23 protein-coding genes are annotated in these 26,393 nt (G+C 47.7%); 5 read left to right on the plus strand and 18 right to left on the minus strand.

Translation table 11 applies throughout. The features are described from left to right. Positions 1-93: 93 nt before the first annotated feature. The 4 genes from ACE04G_RS25560 (at position 94) to ACE04G_RS25575 (ending at position 4,907) form a co-directional block, all read left to right on the plus strand. Positions 94-1,029, plus strand: coding sequence for a DMT family transporter (locus ACE04G_RS25560; protein ID WP_339306765.1), 936 nt, complete (start codon positions 94-96; stop codon positions 1,027-1,029). Positions 1,030-1,196: 167 nt separating this feature from the next. Next, positions 1,197-2,303 (plus strand): GerAB/ArcD/ProY family transporter, encoded by a 1,107-nt coding sequence (locus tag ACE04G_RS25565; protein ID WP_221825755.1) that lies wholly within the window; start codon positions 1,197-1,199, stop codon positions 2,301-2,303. Further along, entirely contained in the window at positions 2,284-3,753 is a 1,470-nt protein-coding gene (locus tag ACE04G_RS25570; protein WP_339306763.1) for a spore germination protein, read from the plus strand. Before ACE04G_RS25565 ends, ACE04G_RS25570 begins: the two co-directional genes overlap by 20 nt. Further along, positions 3,750-4,907, plus strand: coding sequence for a Ger(x)C family spore germination protein (locus ACE04G_RS25575; RefSeq protein ID WP_221825750.1), 1,158 nt, complete (start codon positions 3,750-3,752; stop codon positions 4,905-4,907). Before ACE04G_RS25570 ends, ACE04G_RS25575 begins: the two co-directional genes overlap by 4 nt. Positions 4,908-4,993: 86 nt before the next feature. Here the strand turns inward: ACE04G_RS25575 and ACE04G_RS25580 are convergent, their stop codons facing one another. The 14 genes from ACE04G_RS25580 to ACE04G_RS25645 form a co-directional block, all read right to left on the minus strand. Then, positions 4,994-5,410 carry a sensory rhodopsin transducer gene (locus ACE04G_RS25580; RefSeq protein ID WP_221825748.1) on the minus strand — a complete coding sequence of 139 codons (417 nt, stop codon included), beginning with the start codon at positions 5,408-5,410 and terminating at the stop codon, positions 4,994-4,996. Between the two features lie 808 nt (positions 5,411-6,218). Further along, positions 6,219-7,427, minus strand: a complete 1,209-nt coding sequence (locus ACE04G_RS25585; protein ID WP_445252502.1) for a rhamnogalacturonan acetylesterase — start codon at positions 7,425-7,427, stop codon at positions 6,219-6,221. 106 nt (positions 7,428-7,533) lie between these two features. Further along, on the minus strand, positions 7,534-8,373 hold the full coding sequence (locus tag ACE04G_RS25590; RefSeq protein ID WP_091039044.1) for a carbohydrate ABC transporter permease: 840 nt from the start codon (positions 8,371-8,373) through the stop codon (positions 7,534-7,536). Positions 8,374-8,375: 2 nt separating this feature from the next. After that, complete coding sequence (locus ACE04G_RS25595) at positions 8,376-9,278, minus strand: carbohydrate ABC transporter permease (RefSeq protein WP_047841423.1); 903 nt, start codon at positions 9,276-9,278, stop codon at positions 8,376-8,378. Positions 9,279-9,417: 139 nt separating this feature from the next. Then, the gene (locus tag ACE04G_RS25600) at positions 9,418-10,701 is read right to left on the minus strand and encodes an ABC transporter substrate-binding protein (RefSeq protein WP_339181754.1); all 1,284 of its coding nucleotides are present in this window, start codon (positions 10,699-10,701) and stop codon (positions 9,418-9,420) included. Positions 10,702-10,921: 220 nt separating this feature from the next. Further along, positions 10,922-12,475 carry a response regulator gene (locus ACE04G_RS25605; RefSeq protein ID WP_339181752.1) on the minus strand — a complete coding sequence of 518 codons (1,554 nt, stop codon included), beginning with the start codon at positions 12,473-12,475 and terminating at the stop codon, positions 10,922-10,924. Continuing rightward, positions 12,450-14,237 carry a sensor histidine kinase gene (locus ACE04G_RS25610; RefSeq protein ID WP_339181749.1) on the minus strand — a complete coding sequence of 596 codons (1,788 nt, stop codon included), beginning with the start codon at positions 14,235-14,237 and terminating at the stop codon, positions 12,450-12,452. Before ACE04G_RS25610 ends, ACE04G_RS25605 begins: the two co-directional genes overlap by 26 nt. 249 nt (positions 14,238-14,486) lie before the next feature. Beyond that, complete coding sequence (locus ACE04G_RS25615; RefSeq protein WP_449005424.1) at positions 14,487-15,809, minus strand: SGNH/GDSL hydrolase family protein; 1,323 nt, start codon at positions 15,807-15,809, stop codon at positions 14,487-14,489. Between the two features lie 387 nt (positions 15,810-16,196). Then, complete coding sequence (locus ACE04G_RS25620; protein ID WP_449005425.1) at positions 16,197-16,487, minus strand: hypothetical protein; 291 nt, start codon at positions 16,485-16,487, stop codon at positions 16,197-16,199. Between the two features lie 230 nt (positions 16,488-16,717). After that, positions 16,718-17,581, minus strand: coding sequence for an inositol monophosphatase family protein (locus ACE04G_RS25625; protein ID WP_197997992.1), 864 nt, complete (start codon positions 17,579-17,581; stop codon positions 16,718-16,720). A 107-nt stretch (positions 17,582-17,688) separates the two neighbouring features. Next, on the minus strand, positions 17,689-18,690 hold the full coding sequence (gene uvsE / locus ACE04G_RS25630) for a UV DNA damage repair endonuclease UvsE (RefSeq protein ID WP_221818692.1): 1,002 nt from the start codon (positions 18,688-18,690) through the stop codon (positions 17,689-17,691). 155 nt (positions 18,691-18,845) lie between these two features. Next, complete coding sequence (locus ACE04G_RS25635; RefSeq protein WP_036614107.1) at positions 18,846-19,169, minus strand: hypothetical protein; 324 nt, start codon at positions 19,167-19,169, stop codon at positions 18,846-18,848. A 30-nt stretch (positions 19,170-19,199) separates the two neighbouring features. Then, positions 19,200-20,300, minus strand: coding sequence for a D-alanine--D-alanine ligase (locus ACE04G_RS25640; RefSeq protein WP_449005426.1), 1,101 nt, complete (start codon positions 20,298-20,300; stop codon positions 19,200-19,202). A 137-nt stretch (positions 20,301-20,437) separates the two neighbouring features. Next, positions 20,438-21,436 carry an amidase domain-containing protein gene (locus tag ACE04G_RS25645; protein ID WP_449005427.1) on the minus strand — a complete coding sequence of 333 codons (999 nt, stop codon included), beginning with the start codon at positions 21,434-21,436 and terminating at the stop codon, positions 20,438-20,440. Between the two features lie 383 nt (positions 21,437-21,819). Between ACE04G_RS25645 and acnA the strand changes: the two genes are divergently transcribed. Further along, the gene (acnA, locus tag ACE04G_RS25650) at positions 21,820-24,534 is read left to right on the plus strand and encodes an aconitate hydratase AcnA (RefSeq protein WP_449005428.1); all 2,715 of its coding nucleotides are present in this window, start codon (positions 21,820-21,822) and stop codon (positions 24,532-24,534) included. A gap of 109 nt (positions 24,535-24,643) precedes the next feature. Here the strand turns inward: acnA and ACE04G_RS25655 are convergent, their stop codons facing one another. The 4 genes from ACE04G_RS25655 to ACE04G_RS25670 all read right to left on the minus strand — a co-directional run bounded on the left by ACE04G_RS25655 (position 24,644) and on the right by ACE04G_RS25670 (position 26,392). Next, the gene (locus ACE04G_RS25655) at positions 24,644-24,958 is read right to left on the minus strand and encodes a hypothetical protein (protein ID WP_221818691.1); all 315 of its coding nucleotides are present in this window, start codon (positions 24,956-24,958) and stop codon (positions 24,644-24,646) included. Between the two features lie 35 nt (positions 24,959-24,993). Beyond that, positions 24,994-25,392, minus strand: a complete 399-nt coding sequence (locus ACE04G_RS25660) for a hypothetical protein (RefSeq protein WP_221818690.1) — start codon at positions 25,390-25,392, stop codon at positions 24,994-24,996. A 216-nt stretch (positions 25,393-25,608) separates the two neighbouring features. Then, on the minus strand, positions 25,609-25,818 hold the full coding sequence (locus ACE04G_RS25665; protein ID WP_074093413.1) for a hypothetical protein: 210 nt from the start codon (positions 25,816-25,818) through the stop codon (positions 25,609-25,611). 13 nt (positions 25,819-25,831) lie between these two features. Continuing rightward, positions 25,832-26,392, minus strand: coding sequence for a VanZ family protein (locus ACE04G_RS25670; RefSeq protein WP_221818689.1), 561 nt, complete (start codon positions 26,390-26,392; stop codon positions 25,832-25,834). Position 26,393: the final 1 nt, after the last annotated feature.

The raw sequence follows: 26,393 nt of genomic DNA on the forward strand, positions 1-26,393 counted from the left end.
TATATTGAATAAGGCCAGCACGTGCCTCGAACCTGACATAATTCAGGTTAATGAAAGATAAAGCGCTATGACTACTGTATTGGAGGAGCATTCATGAACACAACACACACTCGGGGATACGCTTATATAGCAGCTGTATTGTACGCAGCTATTATCGGCCTATCTTTTTTATTTGTTAAAATGACCGTCACTGTTGCACATCCCATTGATGTGCTTGCCCACCGATTCGCGCTGTCGCTGATCGTTGTCAGCATTCCTGTCATTCTGGGTTGGATCAAAATCCGACTTAGCCTTCGTGATCTGTGGCGAATTATTCCACTTGGGCTCTTATCTCCCGTCTTATTTTTTGCCTTTCAAGCCTTTGGACTAGTCTCTTCCAACTCATCGGAAGCGGGTATTATTCAGGCCTTGGCCCCTGTATTCACACTCGTTCTCGCTTCAGTCTTCCTGAAGGAACGCACATCCACGATGCAGAAGCTGTTCCTGCTTCTATCTGTTGTTGGAGTGGTCTTTATTTTCATCATGCAAGGAAGCGGCATGTCTATAGGTAACCTGAAGGGCATTGCATTATTACTGTTATCCACGGTCTGCTTTGCAGGTTATGGTGTGCTTGCGAGACCACTGACCCAGAGGTATAAACCGTTGGAATTAACCTGGGTCACACTGATGGTTGGCTGTATCGTATTTAACGCCGCTTCCCTGATCCGGCATGCGTCCAGCGGTTCCATGATGGACTACATCAAACCGCTTGGAGATACATCCTATCTGGGTGCACTCGCTTATCTGGCAATCCTCTCCACGATGATCTCCACCTTGCTCGCGAGCTATGCTTTGACTCATCTGGAGGCTTCGCAAATGAGTGTATTCAGCAATCTGTCCACGCTTATTTCCATAGTTGGAGGTGCATGGATATTGCATGAACCAGTGGGATACTACCACTATATTGGTGCATTGTTGATTATCGCTGGTGTGCTTGGCACCAATATGAGCGGTCGCAAACAGAGGCTGGTTAATATGATCAAAGCGTGAAAGAGATTCTTATCGAAGGGACTCGTGAAGCCAGAAAGATCGCCCGGGAAACGATGCTAAAGATACGAGAAGCCATGGGCACTCGTTATTTCCACTGACGGTATGAAGCGCTCCATTCACGTTAACACTGCTGAGGACAGTCTATTGGAAAAAGGGGACCCCTCAGCATGAAACGAACACAACCTTCATTTTTACAAGCTATGATGTTGATCATGTTATCCGTTGGCTTGATCAGCCATGTTCTGATTATTCCTGCCCTTTTGGCTGCGGCCAAAAGGGATTCTTGGATTTCCGTCCTATTATCAACCGGACCATTTCTCGTATTTGCGCTAATGCTCGCCTATGTCTCTCGCTTCCTCCAGCATCAAACCCTGCATGAATGGTTATCATCCCGTCTCGGCAAACCCATTGGCCTGTTCTTTCGAGTTGGAAACAGTCTTTTTTTTCTGAGCGTAATTTATTTCACCCTGCACGATACAACGACTTGGGCCAAAACAAACTACCTGACAGAGACACCTGTTTTGGTAACCAGTATTGCATTGATGTCCCTCTGTGCTTACGCTGCGTATAAAGGTATTCGCTCACTTGCTTTTACAGCAGGATTGATCCTGCCACTGGTGGTGTTATTAGGGTTCTATGTCTCTATCGTGAATACTCAATACAAGAATTACAGCCGTCTGCTGCCCGTTCTTGAACACGGATGGCATCCTGTACTTAATGGCATGGTATACAGTCTTGCAGGCATGTTTGAACTGCTGTTCATCTGGTACATCCAACCCCACCTCACCAAACGTATACGTGTATGGCAGTACCTCATGCTGGCACTCATTATTGTGGGGCTGACTGTCGGCCCACTCATTGGGGCCATTGTGGAATTTGATCCTTTTGAAGCTGCCAAAATGCGATATCCCGCCTTTGAAGAATGGCGAATTGCCTCCTTGGGTAAATACATTGCCCAGACCGACTTCTTTTCCATCTACCAATGGCTCGCAGGCTCGTTCACCCGGATTAGTCTCGCCATGTATATTATAGTAGAAATATGGAATATTAAGAGCTCCACCAGAAAGCTCATCAGTTGTATCTCGTTAGGTGTGTTCTTTATTCTAACCATGTTGTATCCTCTGGATGATATGACCTTCGAAAAGCTTCTGGTCGAATACATATTTCCGTTCAATCTCGCGTATCTGAGCGGACTTGCGATTATAGCAACGGCAGTTGCCTTTATTCACTCACGTCATCAGAGGAGGAAACATCATGGAGCATCAGAAGATTGACACCACGTCCCATGAAACACTGCTGGCCTCATTACAAGATCAATTTGATCCGTGCGCCGATGTCGTTCTTCAAACTTTTCCTGCCAAAAGTGAAAACGGCCTGCAAGTGATTGCACTATATTGCGAAGGCTTAGTCGATGCAAAACAAATCAATCAGTTTATTATCCCTCGTCTTGAACAGCATTCCATGCATTTGGAAGAGACACATCCCAAAGAAATGAAACTAGCCATGAATCCGGTAGAAGATTTAAATGACACCGACAATCTGAATTTATTAATTTTTAGCGGACAACTGCTACTGATTTTCGGGAATGGAGACCCCGCGTGCAGTCTGGATATCGCAAGCATTCCAGGTCGAAGCCCGGAAGAGTCTGCCTTGGAGTCATCAGTAAAAGGGCCACGCGACGGATTTACAGAAGAACTATCCGTAAATATTGCCCTTATCCGTAAACGAATGAAAACCTCTTCGATGTGTTATGAAAAGTATGTAAAAGGCGGACGTACACAGACGGCTATTGGCCTATTGTATATTAAAGATGTTATTAATCCAGATATCCTGAAAGAAGCCCGGAGTAACCTTGATCAGATTGAGATCGATGGCATTATCGGCAGCTCCGTTATGGAACGGGCTGTTATGGGTGGTGTTCGCAGTATATTTCCACTTACCGATAACACCGAACGTCCAGATTTTGTGGTTGATTCCTTGCTAAATGGACGTTTTGCTGTTTTGATTGAAGGTTCGCCGGTAGCGATCATCGCCCCAACCACCCTGTTTAATCAGTTGAAATCCCCGGAGGATGAGAGCACACCATTCTTCATCGTTACCCTTGAGCGAATTTTGCGCATTTCCGGGCTATTGATCGCCTGTTTCTTTCCCGCTTTCTATATCGGCCTGACCAGCTTCAATGTGGAACAGATTCCTCTGCCTCTTCTCGCAACTATTACCGGAACACGTATGGGCTTACCCCTGCCGGTAACATTGGAGGCATTCCTGATGATCTTCATGTTCGAACTGTTTAATGAAGCCGGCCGTAGACTCCCACGCGCCTTGGGACAGACGGTCAGCGTAGTTGGTGGACTGATTATCGGTGATGCGGCCATCCGTGCAGGAATAACGTCTCCTACCATTATTGTAACGGTAGCGATCTCTGTTATTTCCAGCTATATACTGGTGAATAATGTTCTGAGTGGTGCGACAGCTCATATCCGCATCGCAATGCTTGCCATATCCTCCATACTTGGACTATTTGGTTTTATGATTGGATTATTTGCTCTACTGGTCCACATCGTATCACTGGAGTGTTATGGTGTATCCTATCTGGCCCCGGTGTCTCCCTACATTCCCGAAGACTTCACCCAAGCCGTATCCATGCATTCCTCGATGAAACGAACCAAGCGCCCAGCCGCACTTCATACCCAGGACTCCACCCGTCGGAGAAAACGTCCTTGACAAGATGGGCATCCTTGAGCGGTCTAATTGTATGTTGCTTGATCCTGTTAACGGGGTGCTGGGACTCCAAAGAGGTACAGAGCATTAACTTTATTACGGCGGTAGGGATAGACTATAAGGATGATCGATATATTACTTACGCTCAACTGATTGATTTCTCCAGTATTGCTAAACAGGAAGCACCAACTTCTCGGGAGGCAAAGGATATCTGGATTGGGCGGGGAGAAGGCACAACACTCAGTATGGCTATTAATGATCTATATGAGACTTCACAACAGCAAACACTGTGGACCCATGTCAAAGCCATTGTTTTATCCAAAAATGTGCTGAACGGACGACTCGAAGATACTTTTAATACACTGTTGCATTCCGGTCAGTTGAGATATACACCATGGATCTACGCTACAGAGCAGGACATTCCTGAAGTGCTCTCTCCTTCGGTCTTGCTGAATCAATCCGCCCAGACGATCGAGATATTTGAGCCCATGAGGTTATACAAACAGCATTCAAGTTACGAACCTATCCGGCTCCATCAGCTTCTCGATGGACTACGGGAACCGGCTTCCGTCGTTCTTTTACCTTCGGTTTCAACAAGGAATGAGACCTGGTTCAACGGCGATAAGACGCCACCCCTTGTTAAAATGGATGGATTTTATGTCATTTCCAAAAGCAAAAGTCAGGGTAGAGTTGGGGGAGCAGAAGCAGATGGTACACGATACGTAAATTATGAGCGAGTACATCAGTACCCACTATACGTATATGGGAATGGTGGAAAAACTCCTGATTTAACCTTGTTGCTTCATCATCCCAAGACAAAAATCAAGGCGAGGAAACAAGGAGATGGCGTCACATTTGATCTGGTTACCTCGGCCAAAGGTACCATCACTGAAGATCATGGGGCTCCTCGGTCTCCAGATGCCATGGAACAAGAAGCCGAGAAACAGATCGAATCCCAAATCCGAGATACGTTCGAAAAAAACAAGTCGCGCATGATTGATTCCTATGGTCTTGTGGAACACTTATATCGCCACAACCTTCCCTTATGGAAACAGGAAGTCGATAACCGGGCGGATCCACTCAAACGTTTTAAACTTGGTAAAGTGGAGGTCCACGTGGATATCCTGAATGCGAGCACGTACAAATACGGTAAATAAAATGAAGAAAAGAAGCCCCGTACCTGCATTGAATGCAAGGTTACGGGGCTTCTTGCCATCTCCAACTATGCTGTCGATTGGGGAAGTTATCCTAATGGATACGCCATGACACTCATCAAAGCCAATTCAGGCTGGGTCGTGTCCAAACGGCTGTACTGGACGATAACGGGGATGTTGCTCGAAACCGTAATCGCATAAGGCACGCCCGGCGGAATAGACTGCTCCCCGGATCGTAGCGATGCAGTCCGAATATGCTTCGTCCTTCTTGCTGGCACTTCAGCGACCATACCTTCGAGTGGTTCTCTGTCTTCAAAATAAATCGTGATGTGCAGCTCCGCATCCGCGGCACTGGTGTTCAGTACACAGATGCTCTCATGACTCTCCAATGTGCCCCGGCTCTCCGGGGGAATATAACCATCCGGAATAACCCAGTAGGCGTGGCCTGTAGCTGCTGAAACATTCTTCCTGGCAGATGTGCCTAATTCTGTCTGGTCAGGTGTCATTGAAATACATCCTCCTTTTTTTTCACGAGTGCAATATAGGTTAAAAATCAGTGGGCTCGCGGGGCAGTCGCTTCGGTGGGCGGATCGGGCTGTGGACCGCTGTTGGCTCGGAATTTCTTCTATTCCCCCTCAGCAGGGGAAATCCCGCTCCAAAGGCGGACGCTTCGCTCCCTTTACCCGATTCCGCCCTCCTCCGCTGCTACGCTCGCCTGTTTTTTAAAAGATTATTGCCTTCGCTATTCGTTAGGCAACTTTTGCTGGCTCGTTACTTCGTTTAACTCGCTACAGCTTTTAAACCCTGAATAGCTCGCTGGGCAGTCGCTTCGGTGGGCGGATCGGGCTGTGGAACGCTGTTGGCTCGGGATTTCTTCTATTTCCCCTCAGCAGGGGAAATCCCGCTCCAAAGGCGGACGCTTCGCTCCCTTTACCCGATTCCGCCCTCCTCCGCTGCTACGCTCGCCATTGGCTTTTAAAAGATTATTGCCTTCGCTCTTCGCTGGGCAACTTTTGTTGGCTCGTTACTTCGTTTAACTCGCTACAGCTTTTAAACCCTGAATAGCTCGCAGGGCAGCCGCTTTGGCGGACGGATCGGGCTGTGGGCCGCTGTTGGCTCGGGATTTCTTCTATTCCCCCTCAGCAGGGGAAATCCCGCTCCAAAGGCGGACGCTTCGCTCCCTCTACCCGATTCCGTCCTCCTCCGCTGCTACGCTCGCCTGTTTTTTGAAAAATTATTGCCTTCGCTCTTTCGCTGGCAACTTTTGTTGGCTCGTTACTTCGTTTAACTCGCTTAATTATTAAGGGCATGAACCTACCGCAGATACATCTGCAACGGTTGCAATTGCAACTCGCGTATGGCTTCTGCCACCTGCTGGGCAAGGCGGCGGGCGCCGCGTTCCTGAAAATGTGTGTTATCCTCCACGCCTGAGGGGAAGTTCACATACTCGCCTGGAAGTACCCACATAAAGTCGTCCTTAGTGCCTTCTACGCCTGCCTGCTCGAACAGAAGACGGCTGCGCTCAGCCAGATCGATCAGCGGAACATCTTCCTCTTCGGCAAGCTCACGCATGGCGATGATATAATCGCCGTGGGTATCGGTCAATGTGCCATCATCCGCAAAATAGCGACGATGCACCGGGGTTATGAGCACTGGACGAGCCTCGGCTTCGCGTGCAGCGTCGATATACTTTTTCAAATATTCCTTATATGTTGTGAATGGGTCCGTCCCACGTTCAGGGTCCGGCTTCTCATCGTTATGTCCAAATTGAATAAATAAAAAATCCTCTGGCTTCATTCGCTCCATAATGGCGCTCAATCTGCCTTCATTGATGAAACTGCGGGAACTTCGGCCTGACTGGGCGTGATTATCCACTGCCACATCATGTTTGAACTGCGCTGGCAATAACTGGCCCCAACCGCAATACGGATATCCACTTTCCGGCTGATCTGTTACGGTTGAATCCCCAGCAAGAAATACGGTCATGGTCTGATTCGCAAGGGTAATCTCTAACGCATTGATTCTCGGTGCAGGACCGGAGAATGACAGACGAAGTCTGCCGCCGCGAACAACAACCGAGAATCTAACCTCTGCGTATTGTCCGGGAAGTGTGCGAATGGTTGGCAGTACAAGCCTGCCTTCACCAGCTTTCACGCGGGTCATTGTCTCAGCCAATTCATCCCCTGCAACAAGTAATACTTGGTAGGTTCCGTCGGGAACATCCACGATGAACGATGCTTTGAGCGGAATACAGAAGCCTGAACGCAATCGGGCAGACATGGTTGTCTGCCCCGGATTGTTATGATGTTGTTTCGTGGGATCCGACACATCGTCATCACCGCTCCGTTGTTTCTCATACACCAGAGATCCTGCCTCGAATCCGTATCCTCCGCGTTCTTCATATGCGGTTGTTGCAGTTACTTTCAGATAATCCCCTGTCTCATCTGCTCTTCCCGAGTCTGGTCCAAAGTTAAACTTCCAGCTGGTCACGGACACTGCCTGGCCCTCTGCCGCTGCCCCCATGGCAACGGCCTGACTACCTTGAGCTTTATTCAAAAGCGATAACCTCCTTGGTTAACTTTTGTAAACGTTCATTCGGGCGAAGATACGAAGATACAGTGAATCCGGCTTATCCTTTCAATCCGCTGGTGCTCATCCCTTGAACAATTTGTTTTTGGAAGATGAAGAACACAGCTACAACCGGAACCAGACTGACGATGGACATGGCGAACATTGCACCCCAGTTGGAAGCAGATTCGCTATCGAGGAACATTTTCAGCGCCATCGACACGGTGTATTTATCAGGCGAGTTCAGGTACAATACCGGACCGAGCAGATCCTCCCATCTCCAGTAGAAGGAGAAGATGGCTGCAGTCGCCAGAGAAGACTTGATCAGCGGCATAATAATCTGGATATACAGTCTGAATTTGTTACATCCATCGATGGTTGCTGCCTCATCCAGTTCCTTCGGAATCGTTCGAATGAACTGTACCATCAGGAAGATGAAAAACGGCATTCCGAAGAATGTAGGTACAACAATTGGCAAGATAGTGTTCAGCCAGCCGAGCTTCGTGAAAATGATGTACTGAGGAACCAATACCACGTCATGTGGCAACATCAGTGTTAACATCATCAAGGAGAACCAGAATGTACGTCCCTTGAAGTTAAGTCTGGCAAAACCGAAAGCGATCAGCGATGACGATATCACAGCACCGATGGTAGATATCACTACGATTACAAGTGAGTTGGTGATGTAATCCATAAACGGTCTTCCAGCTGTGCCTTTCCAGCCATCCACATAGTTGCTCCAGATCCACTCCGCAGGAAACAGGGTATCCGCTGTGACAAAGATCGTACGGCTTTCCTTGAATGAACTGAATAGCATCCATAGGACCGGATAGAGCATCAGGAGGGCAAGAGCTGCAACGAACAGGTGATAAACGGGCCACTTTACATTTCTCCAAACCATCGTTACTTCCCTCCTTCAGATTCGTAGAACACCCAGTACTTGGATGTCAGGAAGACAGCTACCGTGAGTATACCGATCATGATGAGCATGATCCAGGCCATTGCCGAAGCATAACCCATGTTGTTAAACATAAACGCCTGACGGAACAGATACAGGGAGTACAGCATCGTACCGTCCATTGGACCGCCTTCGCCTTTGGAGATAATATAGGCAGGTACAAACGTCATGAATGCTCCAATCGTCTGCATAATCATATTGAACAGGACGATCGGGCTAAGCAGTGGCAAGGTGATGCTGAAAAATTTCCGTATAGGATTCGCGCCATCCACACCTGCTGCCTCGTACATCTCAGTAGGGATATTTTTGAGACCAGCCAGGAAGATCAGCATGGACGAACCAAACTGCCATACAGACAGTGAGATGAGCATAACCAGGGACGCATTCGGGTCACCAAACCAGCTGATTGGCCCGATCCCGATTGCCGTTAGAGCACTGTTGATAACACCCTCATTACTGAAGAGGTTACGCCACATAATGGATACGGCCACACTACCACCGATAATGGATGGCAGGTAATACAGCGTCCGGTACGTTCCAATCATACGAGAGCCAGTGTTTAGGACCATCGCTACGAAGAGGGCAAAGATCAACCTTAACGGTACCCCAATGAATACATACAGAAACGTCACTTTGACCGAGTTCCAATATTTCGGGTCATCAAAAAACATTTTGGTGTAGTTATCAAGCCCAATCCACCGCGGAGAAGTGAATAAGTTATAACTCGTGAACGACATATATAAGGACACAAACATGGGGATGAGTGTGAAGCCCAGGAATCCAATAATAAACGGGCTTATGAACGCATATCCAGTTAAGTTTCTACGTAACGACGAATACTGCCTCAATGGAACGAACCTCCTTCATGGATCAGCTTGCTCCCTCATCCTGGCTTCGGTCATCTGGACGGGGAAAGGCCCTCGCATTTGCGAGTAGCCCCATTCCCGACCATCCCTGAAGTGGGACGAGCAAGCCATCATTCAACTGTTATTTATTGTTCGCAAGTACAGATTCGGCGTTCTTGCGGAATGTTTCTGCTGCCTGTTCAGGTGTAATTTTGCCAAAGTTCAACTCTTCAGCCACATCTGCCAGAGCAGAGATTACTTCAGGTGAACCAACCGGTGGCGGAGAACTCATTGGTGAAGCTTTTGGCTCCATGGCTGCTACGAATTCAAAAACTTGTTTTGTTGCGTCACTCAGCTCAGGTGCGATGGCTTCTTTGATTGCTCCTGAAATTGGCACACCGCGCTCACCTTTGATCAGTTTGTTCGCTTCTACGTCATTCACCCAGAAATCAATGAATTTAGCCGCTTCTTCCTTCACTTTGGAGTTGGACGTTACACCCCAATACATACTTGGTTGCATATATAGTCCTTTTTCCATATCCGGTCCTGGCATTGGAGCGATTTCGAGTGGACGGTTCGCCACCTGTTGCAAGGCTACGAACTGGTTGGACCATTGCCATACGCCAATTCCTTTTTCCTTCACGAGATCTGATTCCTCAATAATGCCTTTGGTTTGGTTGGCTACATCCGGCGTAGGTGCTGCACCCTGCTCGATCATGCGGCGCATAAGTCCGAAGAACTCCACAAACAATTGGTCATCATCATAACCAAGGCCAGTTCCTTCTGCATTGTAAAGCGAATGTCCTTTGGTACGCAGGAAGTAATGGAAGAAGATATCAGGAGCTACCCCTCCATCCAAATACAGGCCTTTCTCTGCGGCTTGTTTGCCCAGTGCTTCGTATGATTCCCATGTCATATTTTCAGGCATAGCTTCTGCTCCCGCTTTTTGAAGCAAAGCAGGGTCATATTGGAAGCCCAGAACGTTAACACCGGCAGGTACGCCGTATTGTTTGCCGTTAATTACACCTGTGCTAATAACGTTCTCGGACACATCGTCCACTTTGATCTGATTGCCCAGATAAGGCGCTAGATCCTCAAGTTGACCATTCTGTGCATATTGGCTGATGTAGGAAATATCCATCTGAACGATGTCAGGCAACTGATTTGCAGCTGCTTGTGGTGCAAGCTTTTTCCAGTAATCATCAAATGAAGCATATTCCACGTCGATTTTGACATTCGGGTTTTTCGATTTGTACAGGTCAATGACCTTCTGTGTATATTCATGCCGTGCATCCGAGCCCCACCAAGCGATCCGCAGGGTAACTGAGTCATCTCCAGATGCTCCTTCAGTTCCTCCACCTGAGCTACATGCCGCTGTAAACACGAGCAAAGCAGCCATCATCAGGAATATTGCCTTTTTCACCATGCCAATCTCCCCTTTTATGTTGATATGGTTGTGTGAACGAGTTATCCTTTTGTTTCTGATAACGCTTTCACAAACTTGTTAATGTCATTTTCGCAAATGTACGACCAGAGTTGAATACACAAAACCGTCTTGTTGGTTCAAAAAACAGAGGAGGACAACAGCCTCCTCTCGGCGCTGTTCGTCCTCCCCAGACATGAATTACATGATTGGTAGTCCATTGTTATATGCCGATTCTGCGGAATTCCGTAGGTGTCATACCGGTCCACTTTTTGAACACCTGACTGAAATATTGTGAATTCCCACCGAATCCGAACAATTCAGCAAGCTCGAATACTTTCACATCCCCGCCTCTGCGAATATGGTCACATGCGCGTTCAATGCGCAGACGATTCACGTAATTGGAGAAATTCTCGCCTGTGACTTTTTTGAAAATCTTACCCAGATAATCTGGATTCATATACAACATCTGATGGGCGACTCCATTGAGCGAGAGATCTGCCTCTCCATAATGACGATCCACGATATCCATCATCTTCTCCACGGCAGAAGACTGGCGACTGATATGGTTTTTGTAATAACCGGAAGTTAATCGGGCTGCACTGCTTGCAACAAAAGACTTCAAACCAGATAACGTATCGATATGCGGCAGTTCTGCCATACGCTGGGTGAATTCCGTTGCCTCCTCAGGTGGACAGACATGAACCATCGCCGAGTACAGCTGCACTACGTAAGAGCGAGTCACTTCAATTTCCAGCTGCTGACGTGATAATAGATCAAACAGACGATCCACCTCTACCGCTGTTTCCTCGGTATTGCCCGATTTGATCAACTGACACAGTTGCTCCGCATCCTGCTCTACGTGCACGCCGTCGCATTCTCCCGCCAGTACCAGATCATTCTTCGTGATCAGCTTGCCTTCACCGATAAAAAAGCGATGGTTCAGATACTGCAATGCCTCACGAAACAACCGCCGGGACTGGATCATTCGATCTGCTTCACTCAGCGCAGCGGTCACTTCCAATTTATATAGTCTGGTGAATGCAGCCCGAACCTCTTCAATACTTTCTTTCAGTCCGGCCGGATCAGCTGAATCCGCAAGCAGGATGAGGAGTTTGCCTTCAATGGTCGTGCTTAAAAGGACATGTGGGAGCAGGTCACTGGCAATGTTTTTGATCGCAAATAAGTGACTGTAATCATGTTCATCTACAATTCGGAACAACAGTAACCGAACTGCGTTCTCTTCAAGCTCCAGATCAAACAGCTCCTGATAATACTCCAGATCAACCGGCCCATAGGTGCGGTTGGTCATGAACTCCAGCAAAAATTGCTCCTTCACATGTGGAAGAACACGCTGCAATCGCTGTTTCATCTCACCCGCAACATGCTCCTTGACCTGGGCATCCTGATGCTCCTGCAGCAGTTCAATTAACGCATCATGGATCTGATTCTCGTTGCAGGGCTTCAGCAAATAATGCTTCACACCATATTGCATCGCTCTCCGGGCATATTCGAACTCCTTGTAGCCGGATAACATAATGAAACGTACTCCCGGGTATGCTTCGGATGCCTTCTCTATGAGTCCGAGACCATCCAGACCTGGCATGGAAATATCCGTAATAATAATATCGGGTCTTGACTGCCCAATTTTGTCCAATGCTTCGATCCCGTTCCTCGCCGTACCCACCAATTCCGTACCTGCTGCGGCCCAATCGACCACTTGGGAAATCCCCTCCAGAATGACACGTTCGTCATCTACGAGCATCACTTTGTACATCGTCATCGTCCTCTCTGATCCAAGGTATGCTGATCGATACTACAGTTCCTGATCCGGGCTTGCTGCTCATCACCATTCCACCTTCATCACCGAAGGTCAGTCTGATTCGTTCCTGGATGTTAGATAACCCAATGCCCTGTCCTCTTGTCTGAATACGTCCTTCGTGTAGTTGTTCCAGGAATTCCGGTGTCATCCCCGGACCGTCATCCTCGACTTCAATAATCACCTTGTCTCCATCTGCTCTCGCCCGAATACGAATCCGGCAAGGGTCAATGCTTGGTTCGAGTGCATAATGTATGGCGTTCTCCACCAAAGGCTGTAATGTTAACTTCGGTATCCGCGCCGTTCCTACCTCTGGGGCAATTTCCATGTCGAAATCCAGTCTTTCCTCAAAACGTGTGCGCTGAATTGTCACGTAACTGCGGACAATATCCAGCTCTCTTTCCAGCGTGATCCACTTCTCGGACATATTCACAGAGCTACGCAGCAGAAATCCGAGAGCCTCAACCATTTCCGAGATCTGTCGTTGCTTCTGTACTTTAGCCAGCCAGTTAATGGATTCAAGCGTGTTGTATAGAAAATGTGGATTAATCTGCGCCTGAAGCGCTTTCAACTCAGTCTCACGAATCACCAATTGCTTGGCATAATTCTCATCAATCAATTCACGTATTCGTTGAAGCATCATCTTGAATGTGCGATGCAGCAGCCCAACCTCATTCTGTGGAGATATCGGAACATTGCCAAGGGCTGCCTCCTCCAGCTTATCCAGATCACCTTTTTCGATATTACGCATCTTTTTGATCAACTGCGCAATCGGATGGGTAATACTGCGAGAGAATCTCGCTCCAATGATAAGCGCCGCCAGAAAGATCATGATGAAGATCACCGTGACCAACTGTTTGACAAACTGGATCTGTTTAAACATCTGGTCAAACGGGGTTGTGTACAGATAGGTCCAATCCGTATAGGAAGAATGCGCACGAGCTACAAAGTGTCTCCCATGCTCAAACATGGCAATTCCGTAGGGCTGGGTGCGCTTCAGTTCAGACTCAATCTCGGCTTCACTGACGGCTGATTCTGTTGGATAGATCACTTCTTTTCCATCCGTAATGAGTAATTGGGAGTCCTCAGCCGGTTCTTGCATCTGGTCCTGTACAATTCGGTCCAGCCGGACGCGGATGATCAGTGTGCCGAGTTCCTCCAATGTAAATGCTCCGCCAATAAAGGATTTCACCTGTCGGACCGACAAAAGCCTGGACTGTTTATCCCCACTGGTATGCCAGGCATTGGAGCCCGAGTATTGCTGTCCCAGTGCAACCAGTTCCTTTTGCTTCGACTCCGAAATTCCCTCCCGATTGCCTGCGGCCATAACGTTATTATCATTATCGATAAATAGCATGGAATAGACGTATTTTTCGGAACCGGCATAAGCGACTAACCTGTTGGTAATTTTTTTACGTAATCCATTTTTCTCGTAACCCGTTTCGGCCTTTTTCAGTTGGAGCAGATATTGCTGAAGCGGCTCGTCCGACATTACCTTGAAGGAAAGATTAGAAATTTCACGAAGTTGATTCTCAATACCTACCGAAGACATATTGAGGACCTGCGAGGATTTCTCATAGATCTGACGGTCATAGATACTGAACACATAACGCAGTACGGACGCATAAAACGTAAAGCTGATTAACATCAAAAGTCCGATGAGAAGAATCGTTTTGTGATGAATCGGTAGTGTTGTGAAAGCGTTCTTAATTTTGTTCATCCTAAGCGCTCCTTTGGGTTGCGAAGGGTGCTGTCATACGATGCGTTAGTGGTTTTATTGTAAGTTATTTTCATATTTACACATCCATTGGTCATCTGACAAGATATATTTATGCAACATTTCAGGTCATTAGAGAAGGTATGCATCTGTGTCAGCAACGCAAAAAGAACACAAAACGGCCAGAATACCTTGAACAGATCAAGGCATTCTGGCCGTTAAATAACATCATGTTAAAGCATGAAATACAATTTACGGATTAACAAAAACAGTTTTCAGCTTCGCTACATATTGCACATCAAAGCCAAGACCTTCAGCCACCATGGCAAGTGGTACATATGTTTTGGACTCTTTGCCTACCTTGTTCAGGAATGCAGGTGTATCCACAGTAACCGATGCTCCATTTACCTTCACAGCATTGGCACCAATCTTCACAGCAACCTTTCGGTCTCCATATGTAATGGTTGCGGTTGAAGTTTTATTATCCCACACCGTAGTAGCACCTACAGCGTTTACGATGTCTTGAATCGCCACAAAGTTTTTGCCGTTACGGATAATCGGTTTGTACGGTGTATTTAGTGTTTTGCCACTCACGATAATATTCATTGGTTCACCTGTGGCAGGTGCAGTCAGCTTGGTGTAATCTCCCCAGATCGTTTTGGCAAATACTTCGGCAATGGCCGCATATCCAAATTGGTTCGGGTGGAAATCACGATCTTTGATCATATGTGTCATCGTGCCTTCACCACCAACAAACTCCTTGGCCACGTGTGCGACTTTGACATCGGTACCCTGAGCAGTGAATTGTGCTGCAATGCCATCAATGGTCTGTGTGAAACCTTGAGATGCCTCCATCAGTTTGGCATAGAGTGCTTTGCCTGCTACTTCTGGCATCGGTTGATACTGGTCGGCGATGACAATTGTAGCTGTCGGGTTAATTTCATGGATATCATTAATCGTTGCACTAACATTGGCTGTATAGGTTGCGAGTAATTCTTTTACCTTCGCTTGCAGTTCCTGATCACTCAGTTTGTCTGCTGTACCGAGAAGCTCCGATACATCATTTCCCCCAATGGTAATTGCAACCAGATTGGCCTGTGCTACACTCTCACGGATTGCAGCAGTATTGGCTCCGATCTGTCCCGCTCTTGGATCAGGAAGACTTGGTTGAATGGCTTCAGAAGTCAGCGTTTTACCATCCTTAATTGCAGTAGTGAAGTTTTTCAGGCCACTGGTTCTCAATCCGGCAATCCCGTTGTTGTCCACTTGTGTACGTCCATGCAGCAAACCTTGCTCATGCAAACGTTCTACATAACCATAAGGCAATTCTTTTGTGTTGGGCTCATAACCTACCGTTATGGAATCTCCCAATGTGACGATGCGGAACTCCTTAGTTACGGCTACTGCATCTTTCTTCGCTGTCAGCGAAGTCTCGTTTGTACCCGCTGGCAATACACCGGTTTTGGTGTCAGCCGCGTGTGCAGGCAATGCAGAAGATGTGAAGAGCAGCACTCCTGCCAACATGCTTACCGTTAAACCGGCAGCTGTATTTTCCCATATACGTTTACGCTTCATTCAGGGTAACACTCCTTCTCACTAATCTATAATTACACTAATATACGTGTTCAAAAAGGGCGGTTTTCAGTACCGAGAAGACGGGATGAAGCTAGAAATGGAGTAGCAGAGCGTAGGAAAACTACGTGAGCAACGGACATTTCGGCTGAATTCCATATTCGATGCTGATGATGCCGTTAGGCATCCTTCGTAATCAAAAGCGGACTTTTTTAACAACCTCACTAATTTATAGTACATTGGTCATTCCAATGACATCAGTTGGTGTTACTCTATTCTATCATTTTAAAGTAGGTGTTGTCCTCTCTACTGAGAGCACACATGAAGTAACAGACTCCCTGGAGGGGAGCCTGTTACTGGTTAAGCTCAGCTATGACGTTCAGTGATTCGTTAAGATTGCGGCTTATTCGAATCTTCAGCGATCGAATGACCCTTGTCGCTCTCCGATTTGTTCCCCGTAGCCCGCTCCAGATACCGATCATAACGATCATCCACTTCGCGTGCCATCTTCCGGTACTTTAACGTTTCCTCGACAATTGGATCACGTTCCGTCTGGATTCGCACTTCATATTTGGGAGGAATCAGCTGGCGTTCACGCTGATCGGTGTCGCCGGACTCTTCCATGTCCCCTTCCGTCAGCATATCACTGAGCCGTCGTTCCAGTTCTTTGGATTCATCCATTGTTCTCGCTCCTTTAATTAAAGTCATACCTGTGTTAATTATTACTATTGTACTTTCACTTCGTGTACAGAACCATCTTCCGATCGCTGTTATCCCCAGATTTCTTTGATTCCCTTTTCCAAGGTAGAAATCCGGTGATAAAGGCGAGCGCTCCGCTTCTTCAGATGCTTTCTGTCCCCTCCGTTAATGTACAATTACAGGTTATTAAAGCATCGATGAGTTGAATAAACTCACTCCAGACCGGTAGCCTTCGCTTCCTTCAACACATCCGTCAGTGCATCATGGATTTTGCCATTGCTGGCAACGACATGGTTCACAGACAGTTGGTAAGGCGTTCCGATGGTATCCGTAACCTTACCGCCTGATTCTTCAACCAGCAGCGCACCTGCTGCAATATCCCACGGTTTTAATCCAACTTCGGTGTAGGCGCTGAGACGTCCTGCTGCAACATACGCCAGATGAAGGGCGGCAGATCCGCCTGCACGCAAATTACGAACTTGCGGAGCAAGCGCCTGCACAGCGGCCATATTTAGTGGCAACGCAAAGGTTGTGTCTGCCGGGAATCCCACCGCAATCAGGCTCTGAGCCAGTTCCTGTTCACCAGATACAAGCATCCGGTTTCCGTGAACATATGCTCCTTTCCCTTTTTCCGCAACAAACATTTCATCACGGGAAGGGTCGTAGATCACGCCAACAATGACTTCACCATTGTGAGCCAATGCGATGGACACCGAATAAAACGGGAATCCGTGTACAAAGTTCGTCGTTCCATCCACAGGATCAACAATCCAAAGGAACTCTTCTTCCTCGGCCTCTTTCAGTGCTTTTGCCGAAGCTTCCGGTCCCGGTTCGACGCCTTCTTCACCCAGAATGGCATGGTGGGGAAAATGCGTGAGAATCAGGCGGCGGATCATCTGCTCCGCTCCTTTATCCACTTCGGTCACCAGATCTTGGGGTGAATATTTGGTGCCAAGTTCAGCTACCGTCCCAAGACGGCTTTTGATCCATTCGCCAGCTTTGGAAGCTGCATTAATGGCAACGGCAGTATAGCTTTTGCTTGTCACGACATAAGGTGTTTTTTCCTTCTCATTCAAAGCGTTCACTCTACTTTCTATATCAATCTACGAAAAGTTGAAATACTTGTTAAAAGTATACGCCCCACAGGTCGTAAAGTTTCTCGTTGCCCAGGCCCCTTTTGGCACTACGGATGAATGATGACGGTAGACTCGTCCACCCACTCCACACCCTCTTCGTGATAGAATGCCAGCTTCTGCATCAGTTGTACAAGTGCCTCATCTTTGCGTTTAGCCTCGATCATCACGTCAATCCTTGGGGTATCTGCTGCGATATGACGCAAGAAGTCGAGCACCGGCTCTACCTCTACCCCATCGGCATGACCTCGCAGATCCTTCTCACTCTTTGGACTGGAGACATGGATTTTGGGTGGCAATGGGTGATCAGCCGGTGAATCTGCCTGGGCAAGCGGCGACTGCCAGGTCGTTAGAATATCAGGCCACAGATCCCATGCCTGTTCTCCTTCGTTGTTCACCCAATGGTGATGGATATCCAGTACCATGGGCAATCCCAAGCGCTGGCACACGGCCAGTGTCTCAGGCGCATTGAACGTTTTGTCATCATTTTCGAGTGTGAGCCGCTCCTGAATGTCCCGATCCAGCTTCAAAAAGTTTTCTTCAAAACGAAGCGCCGCCGAAGGCTTGTCCCCGTATGCACCACCAATATGTATATTGTTCTTGGCAGTGGCATTCAGCCCCATGGCATCCAGCATCCGAACATGATGACGAAGGTCGCGAATCGAGTTGTGCAGAACTTGCTCGCGGGGGGTACTAAGTACGGTAAAATGATCCGGATGAAAGGACACACGCATATGGTTTTCCTTCACAAAATCACCAATGGCCGCAAAGTCCTGCTTCAGTACCGGGAACGGGTCCCAGTCATTCAGGTCCTCGTGTGTTGCCAGTGGAATCAATTTGGAAGAGAAGCGATATACATGAATATGGCTACCCTTGTTGTGCCTGAGCAAACGTAATGTATTGTGCAGGTTCTCTGCTGCAATCCGTTCGAGCTTGCGGATCGCCGCTTCCCTGTCATCGATTTTGTTAAAACTCGACATGGTCATGGTCCGGGAAGGCGAGGCATTCTCTATAAGCACGGACATTGCCACGTAACCAAAGCGTACGAGCATGAATCTCTTCCTCTCTATTAGGGCGGAGAACCCGCACGGCATATTCAGCCGTCAGGATGTACCGTCACTGTATATAACCAAGTTTTACCCTAAAAGAGTGACCATAATCGTATTCTGGCAAATCCGTCCTTCTGACCCGCACTTACAGTCAACAACTACTCCTGTGCTTGCTCTCCAAAGAACATCTCATCCGCAAGGGCAGTCTGAATGCGTGATTCTTCCTCAGTCAATTTGCGGATGAGTTGCATCTCCACCTCGGTTACCTCTTGCCCCTGGAAGTTGATCTCCGCAATGGAAACCACGATCTTGACGATGGCTACAGCCACGTTATCCGGTGTGTATGCAATCACTTTCTGGCCGGTAGGAAATACCCGGAAGCCCTGTTTGACCATTTTGCCGCGTCCGTATTCAAGCAGTTCGAACAGCTCCTGCTCATTCTTGAACTTGCATACGGAATTGAATTCAGTCTGAAATCCCATGCATATCCCTCCTGATCTTGTGGTCTCAGGCTACGCCTGTACGCCGTTCTCGTAATTCAGTGCCTGCTTGCGGTTGTAACGCTCCAGTGCCAGCTCAATCATGCGATCCAGCAGTTCGGCATACGATACACCTGTCTCACGCCAAAGAAGTGGATACATGCTGTATGGTGTGAAACCAGGCATGGTGTTGACTTCATTAATAAGCAAGGCGCCGTCATTTTTCCGAATGAAGAAGTCGGCACGTGAAATACCGTTACCTTCAATCGCACGGAACGCCTGCAAAGCTGCCTCGCGAATGCGATCTGCGGCCTCTGGGTCCAGTGGAGCTGGAATCAGCATCTGTGATTGACCATCAATATACTTGGCTGCATAGTCATAATACTCACCGGAGGATACAATCTCACCTGGAACGGAAGCCATGGGCTCGTCATTGCCGAGGACGCTGACCTCAACTTCGCGGGCTTCAACGAACTCCTCAATGACAACCTTCGTATCATACCGAAGTGCGAACTCGACAGCTGTCTTCAGTTCATCGCGGTTACGTGCTTTGGAGATGCCTACACTGGAGCCCAGATTCGCCGGTTTGATAAAACATGGATACCCCAGCTGATCTTCGACCTGCACGATCATTTCGTGCTCTGTCTGTTTCCATTGTGTCGCGTTAAAATACGTAAAGGCACATTGGTCAATGCCAGCCTGTGCAAACAGCTTTTTCATGACCACTTTGTCCATGCCGCCAGCCGAAGCCAGTACACCTGCACCTACATATGGCATATCCGCCATCTCAAACATGCCCTGAATGGTGCCATCCTCTCCAAACGTACCATGCAGCAGAGGGAACATCACGTCCAGCGCTTCTGCTCCACCATACAAACGGCCAAACAGGGCGTTCAGCGCATCCTGTGTTCCACCCGCCGATTGCTCCAGCTTCATGTCTTCAATCTGCGCGAACGGCGCATGCATGACAGGTCCTTTTTTCCACGTCCCCTGCTTGGAGATATAAAAAGGAACCAGTTCATACTTTTCATAATCAAATGCGTTTGTTACAGCAAACGCCGTTTGCAGCGACACCTCATGCTCGCCCGATTTTCCGCCGTACACGACGCCTACTTTTAATTTATCCATACTCATGTGTACCCTCCGATTATCTGTGCCTGATGCTGTCATGTTTGCATGCTCAGCACCCTTGTTATTCTGCTTGCATTATCTGGTCTTATTTTACACGGAACTGGATGTCTGCGTCACCGCATCCCGAAAATCTTTCGTCATCAAAACTCATCTGCAATATGAAAAAGCCGGTATACCGTCCGCTCCGTCCAAGCGTAAGAATCCCGGTAATCCCAAAATCGGTGACGGCTGCTAACCGTATGTGCGTTAACAAGCGGCATGCCGCCCGCATCAAACGCGGTCACAACGGTGCTATGCTGAAATCGTCCATCTCCATCCCAATCGTAGAGAATAACATCACCGAGCATCAGCTGCTCAGGACGCTCCACTTCTGTCGCGGTCAGACCCCAGCTGCTGCCTGACAAATAACGCTCCAGACTGTTGGAAACTGCCCAACTGTAACTCCACATTTCGGAGCCGTTCACATACCCTTTATACCACCAGCCGGCTTCTCTTCTACCAGTATAGTGGATGGGTGCGCCCCCTGCAAAGAGACATTGGGACACGTAATTGGTACAATCCACATCAAATTCCTCAAATGCCGGATTACCCGCATTCCACCACCGATCTGCATAGGCAACTGCCAGATCTCTGCGATATGACTGTTGCCGTGAGCTTCTTCCTTGACCCAACACTTCCCGATTCAGCAGCGGCCGATTCATCGCCTGTACAAAATCAGCTTGTTGAAACAGACGTCCTTCCCCAGCAGGGCGACGCTCCGGCACTTCTCGCTCGACCCGCCCAATGATCCATCCACCACTCTGCCGCAGAAAGGTTAACCGCTCCCGCTCAATCCGGTCCTCCCGGTGGGTGATCCCGCTCTTCTCGTAGAACAGTCTGCTGTACAATTGTACATCCACCACCGCTTCTTCCTGGCCATCCATAAGCGTGCGCACAAGCTTGGCGCTGGTCTCGCTGCGAAGAGGCACGGCGCGCCGTTTACGATACCATTCGTCCAGCCTTGCCATACGCTCTCCCCGTTCCACCACGAAGTCAGGATCGGTAACAATCCGTTCGCTGGTCTGTGGACGGTAGTCGATCTCACAGCGATTGTACTGGTTCACGTAAGTATATAAGGCACTCTTCCATTCCCGTTCCAAGCCTATGTCCCCCTTTGGCATAAGTTCTGTCTGGAATATTTCATTGCGTATATAAACTCCTACTATTCATATGAAAGGGTCTTCGGTTGTATGTACACGGCTCAGGAGGGAGATCCGAAATTCGGCAAATACAGGTACACGAGATATCTTATTCCTGCTCACTTCACGAAAACGCCTTCATTGGTCCAAAAGCTTGCTTGATCAGGCAAAAAGACCTTTACGTACGGAGGTGAAAACGGTATACTTAAAACTAAAGTTATGATTATGAAATTACGTTTCATCTGATGAAACTAATACACAAGAACACGGAACGATGAAGGCCTGTTCTTCACCTAAATGAACGTTTTCTTCATCTCACCGACACATCCCAAGGAGGTACATGTATGTCAGCAAAGAATCATTTCTCCGCCGCTCGCAGTCTTGAGGTTGGAGGCAAGTCTTACCGCTACTACAGTCTCGATGCTCTTCAGGAAAACGGCCACGGCGATCTTTCCAGGCTCCCTTTCTCCATTAAAGTGTTGCTTGAAGCAGCAATTCGTCAATTCGACGGACGTGCCATCACCGAAGAACACGTAAAACAACTGACCGGCTGGGCAGATGGCCGTGACAATAACAAGGAAATTCCATTCATCCCTGCACGTATTGTTCTGCAGGATTTCACCGGTGTACCGGTTGTCGTTGACCTCGCTGCAATGCGTGATACTGTAAAAAAAGCAGGCGGCGATCCAAAACAGATCAACCCGCTCGTACCCGTCGATCTCGTTATCGACCACTCCGTTATGGTTGATGCTTTTGGTACCAACGATGCACTTGATTACAATATCAAAGTCGAGTTTGAGCGTAATGAGGAGCGTTACCGCTTCTTGCGTTGGGCCCAAACGGCATTCAACAACTTCCGTGCCGTTCCACCATCCACAGGGATCGTTCACCAGGTTAACCTGGAGTATCTGGCTTCCGTGGCAGCAACCAAAACCGTTGACGGCGAAACCGTTGTATTCCCGGATTCCCTCGTAGGTACAGACTCCCACACCACCATGATCAACGGACTTGGCGTTGTTGGTTGGGGTGTTGGTGGAATCGAGGCCGAAGCAGGCATGCTGGGCCAACCGCTTTATTTTGTAACACCGGACGTTATTGGTTTCAAACTGACAGGCAGCCTGAGTGAAGGCGCAACAGCAACGGATCTTGCACTGACCGTTACCCAATTGCTTCGTAAAAAAGGCGTTGTTGGTAAATTCGTTGAGTTCTACGGACCAGGTCTTGCCAACATCGGTCTGGCTGACCGTGCAACAGTAGCCAACATGGCACCAGAATATGGCGCAACGATCGGCTTCTTCCCTGTTGATAGTGAAACATTGAACTACCTGCGTAACACTGGCCGTCCTGACGAGCAGGTAGAATTGGTTGAAGCTTATTACAAAGCTCAAGGCATGTTCCGTACTTCAAGCACCGTTGATCCTGAATTCACAGATGTGATTGAACTGGATCTCGGCTCTGTTGTACCAAGTATTGCCGGACCAAAACGTCCACAAGATCGCATCGAGCTGACACAAATGAAAGAAAGCTTCAACAGCATCATCCGCACACCTGTAGATAAAGGCGGCTACGGTCTGAGCGATGAGAAAATCGAACAATCCGTACCTGTGAAGCATCCGGACGGTTCCAACAGTGAACTGAAGGCAGGCGCTGTTGTGATCGCGGCGATCACAAGTTGTACGAACACTTCGAATCCAAGTGTTATGGTTGGAGCGGGACTACTGGCGAAAAAAGCAGTTGAACGCGGCCTGACCAAACCAGGATATGTGAAAAGCAGTCTGACACCAGGTTCACTTGTTGTTACCGAGTACCTGGAAAAAGCAGGTCTGATCACGTATCTCGACAAACTCGGATTCAACGTTGCCGGCTACGGTTGTGCAACATGCATCGGTAACTCCGGCCCACTGCCGGACGAAGTGAGCGAAGCTATTGCTGAGAACGATATGACCGTAGCGGCTGTATTGTCTGGTAACCGTAACTTTGAAGGCCGTGTGCATGCACAGGTTAAAGCCAACTACCTGGCATCACCACCACTCGTTGTAGCATATGCACTTGCGGGTACCGTAAATATTGACTTTGAAACCGATCCAATCGGTTATGATACGAACAATGAGCCTGTATTCCTGAAAGACCTCTGGCCTACCTCCGAGGAAATCAAGGATACCATCGCAAGTTCCCTGAACGCTCAGATGTTCCGCAACAAGTACGAGAATGTATTTACAGCCAATGAGCGTTGGAATTCAATTTCTGTACCGGAAGGCGAATTGTACGAGTGGGACCCGAACTCCACGTACATTCAGAATCCTCCATTCTTCCAAGAGCTTGGCGACAAGTTGAACGATATCGCAGATATCCGTTCTGCACGCGTTATGGCATTGCTTGCGGATTCCGTAACAACGGATCACATCTCGCCAGCAGGTAATATTGCACCATCCAGCCCGGCTGGATTGTACCTGAAAGAACATGGCGTAGAGCGCAAAGACTTCAACTCCTACGGTTCACGCCGTGGTAACCATGAAGTAATGATGCGTGGTACATTCGCCAACATTCGTATTCGTAACCAGGTAGCTCCTGGTACAGAAGGCGGTATCACGAAGTACCTGCCAACGGACAAAGAAATGTCCATCTATGATGCTTCCATGAAGTATCAGGATGAAGGACAGAACCTGATCGTTATCGCTGGTAAAGAGTATGGTACAGGAAGCTCCCGTGACTGGGCGGCAAAAGGAACATTCCTGCTCGGCGTCAAAGCCGTTATCGCAGAAAGCTTCGAGCGGATTCACCGTAGTAACCTGGTCGGCATGGGCGTAATGCCATTGCAATTCCAGGAAGGTCACGGCTGGTCCAGTCTCGGCCTGAACGGACGTGAAACGTATGACATTACTGGCCTCAGCAATGATGTGAAGCCGGGACAAGAGTTGAAAGTTACCGTAACTCGTGAAGACGGTACACAGTTCGACTTCCCTGTTATCGCTCGTCTGGACAGCATGGTTGACGTGGATTACTACCATAACGGCGGTATCCTGCAAACTGTATTGCGTCAAATGATGAAAAAAGCTTAATTACATGAATCATTAATGTGATGAAGTTATACAAAAAAGCTCCCCACCACGTGCTGATTGCACGTAATGGGGAGCTTTTTTGGCTTTGCTTTTTATAATCGGGATACGTTTAAAAATCAATTTTCAAGCCAACTTCCGAATCATCAGGTGGCTCAGCTATACGATATATACCTCTGCAGTTTAGTTTCTCTACGTTAATCCAGTCTACAAACTCATCTCCTCCGTAGCATCTTACAAAAACGGCATATTCCAGCTCACCCTCATAATTAATGGACTCTATGTATTCTGTGAATGGATGTTTCCCCTCTATACTCTGCAAAAAATCTGAAAATTCAATTCTCCACTCTTCCATCTTCTCTGCATATTGATCGGGGACATAATAGTAGAATCCATCTGGTGTATAATACGAAATTTTCATTATCATCTTGCAGACCTCCTATCAGTATGTCGGGTAATGGTCTAGAGTTTCAAAATTTCTATACCTTCTTTTAGAAATGATGAGACAAGCGTATGATATTCAATTCCATATGCTAATTCCTCTTTGGTTTTATGTATCAGATAGTAGGAATATTTCTGCATCAACTCATGCTCGTCTAACTCAATGGGAAGGTTAATAATCTCAACGTCTTCCGAATTAAAATGATAACGATACCCTCTTTCTGACCTTCCTACGTTCATCACTGTTTGGATGACCATTAATTCATCACGTGTGACACTATTTATTAAAGCTGATCTTCTCTTTTCCATACCAAGTATGATCTCTTCAGCCTGTTGATCAATCTTAGCTTCAGCAATTTCAGTTTCAATTTGCATAATGGCTTTCATTGTTCCTGCTAGTTGTATAGCTAATGAATACAATGTATGTCCTCCTTTTTTATAAGGGATAGGTACTAACGCATCATCTCTACTTTACCTCATTTGCGATGTTACTCGCAAAGTTCACTGGTCCTATGCTAAATTCGATACCTTATGAAACAATAAAAAAAGCTCCCCGTAACGTGCAATCTGCACGTTACGAGGAGCTATGGTTTCAGTATGTGTGTATTCTCCGTTGCTTCGAGGCCAAACTGCCTTTTAATGCCCAATGTGATGTGAGGCTTGATCTAACAGTTGAATCGTACCCATGATCAGAAACAGACACGACAGAGCAATTAACGAGCCTCCAACCCATCTAGACATGATCACTCGCTCCGTAATCTGTTTTTCCGAAGCATCCGTTACCTTGTGTGGATACACGAGAAACATTAGCCCTGCGCTAATGAACAGTACAGCCATTATAATCAAGTTGTTCCCCTCCTTACACGTGACTTTCCTTAGAATTTAACTTTTTCGTCGTCATGCGGGATTCTCCTCCCACCAACACCTTTTTCAGACCCAGAGCCATAGTGAAAACAATATATCCAATGAAGCCGCCGAGTGTATTAAGCATCAGATCATCCACATCGAATATCCCCATGCCAGTCAATAATTGTGTCACTTCATAACCCAGACTGAGCAGCAGAGACAGCAAGAGTACCTTTACTCCAGAGAATAACTTGTTGCCCGTCAACACAGGGATGAAGATGCCCAGAGGGATAAAGGCCAGTATATTACCTACCAGATGGATTGCGGTGCCAGGACGATGTAACGACAGGCTGTTCCAGTCTCGTGAGATTTCCTGAAATGGTGTCAGGTTGACGGTTCGGTTATGGACCAGATCCGGTTGTTGCAAGAACGCCATCAGTCGATCCTTCACGATGCCAAAATCGACTGGGTTTCCTTTGAACAGGATCAGCTTAGTCAGCAGATATAAATAGATAATGAAAACGGCAATCCAAAGGATGTAATGTTTGCTTCTATTCTGGTTGTTGTGCTTCATG

It is taken from the genome of Paenibacillus sp. AGC31, from assembly GCF_057334655.1.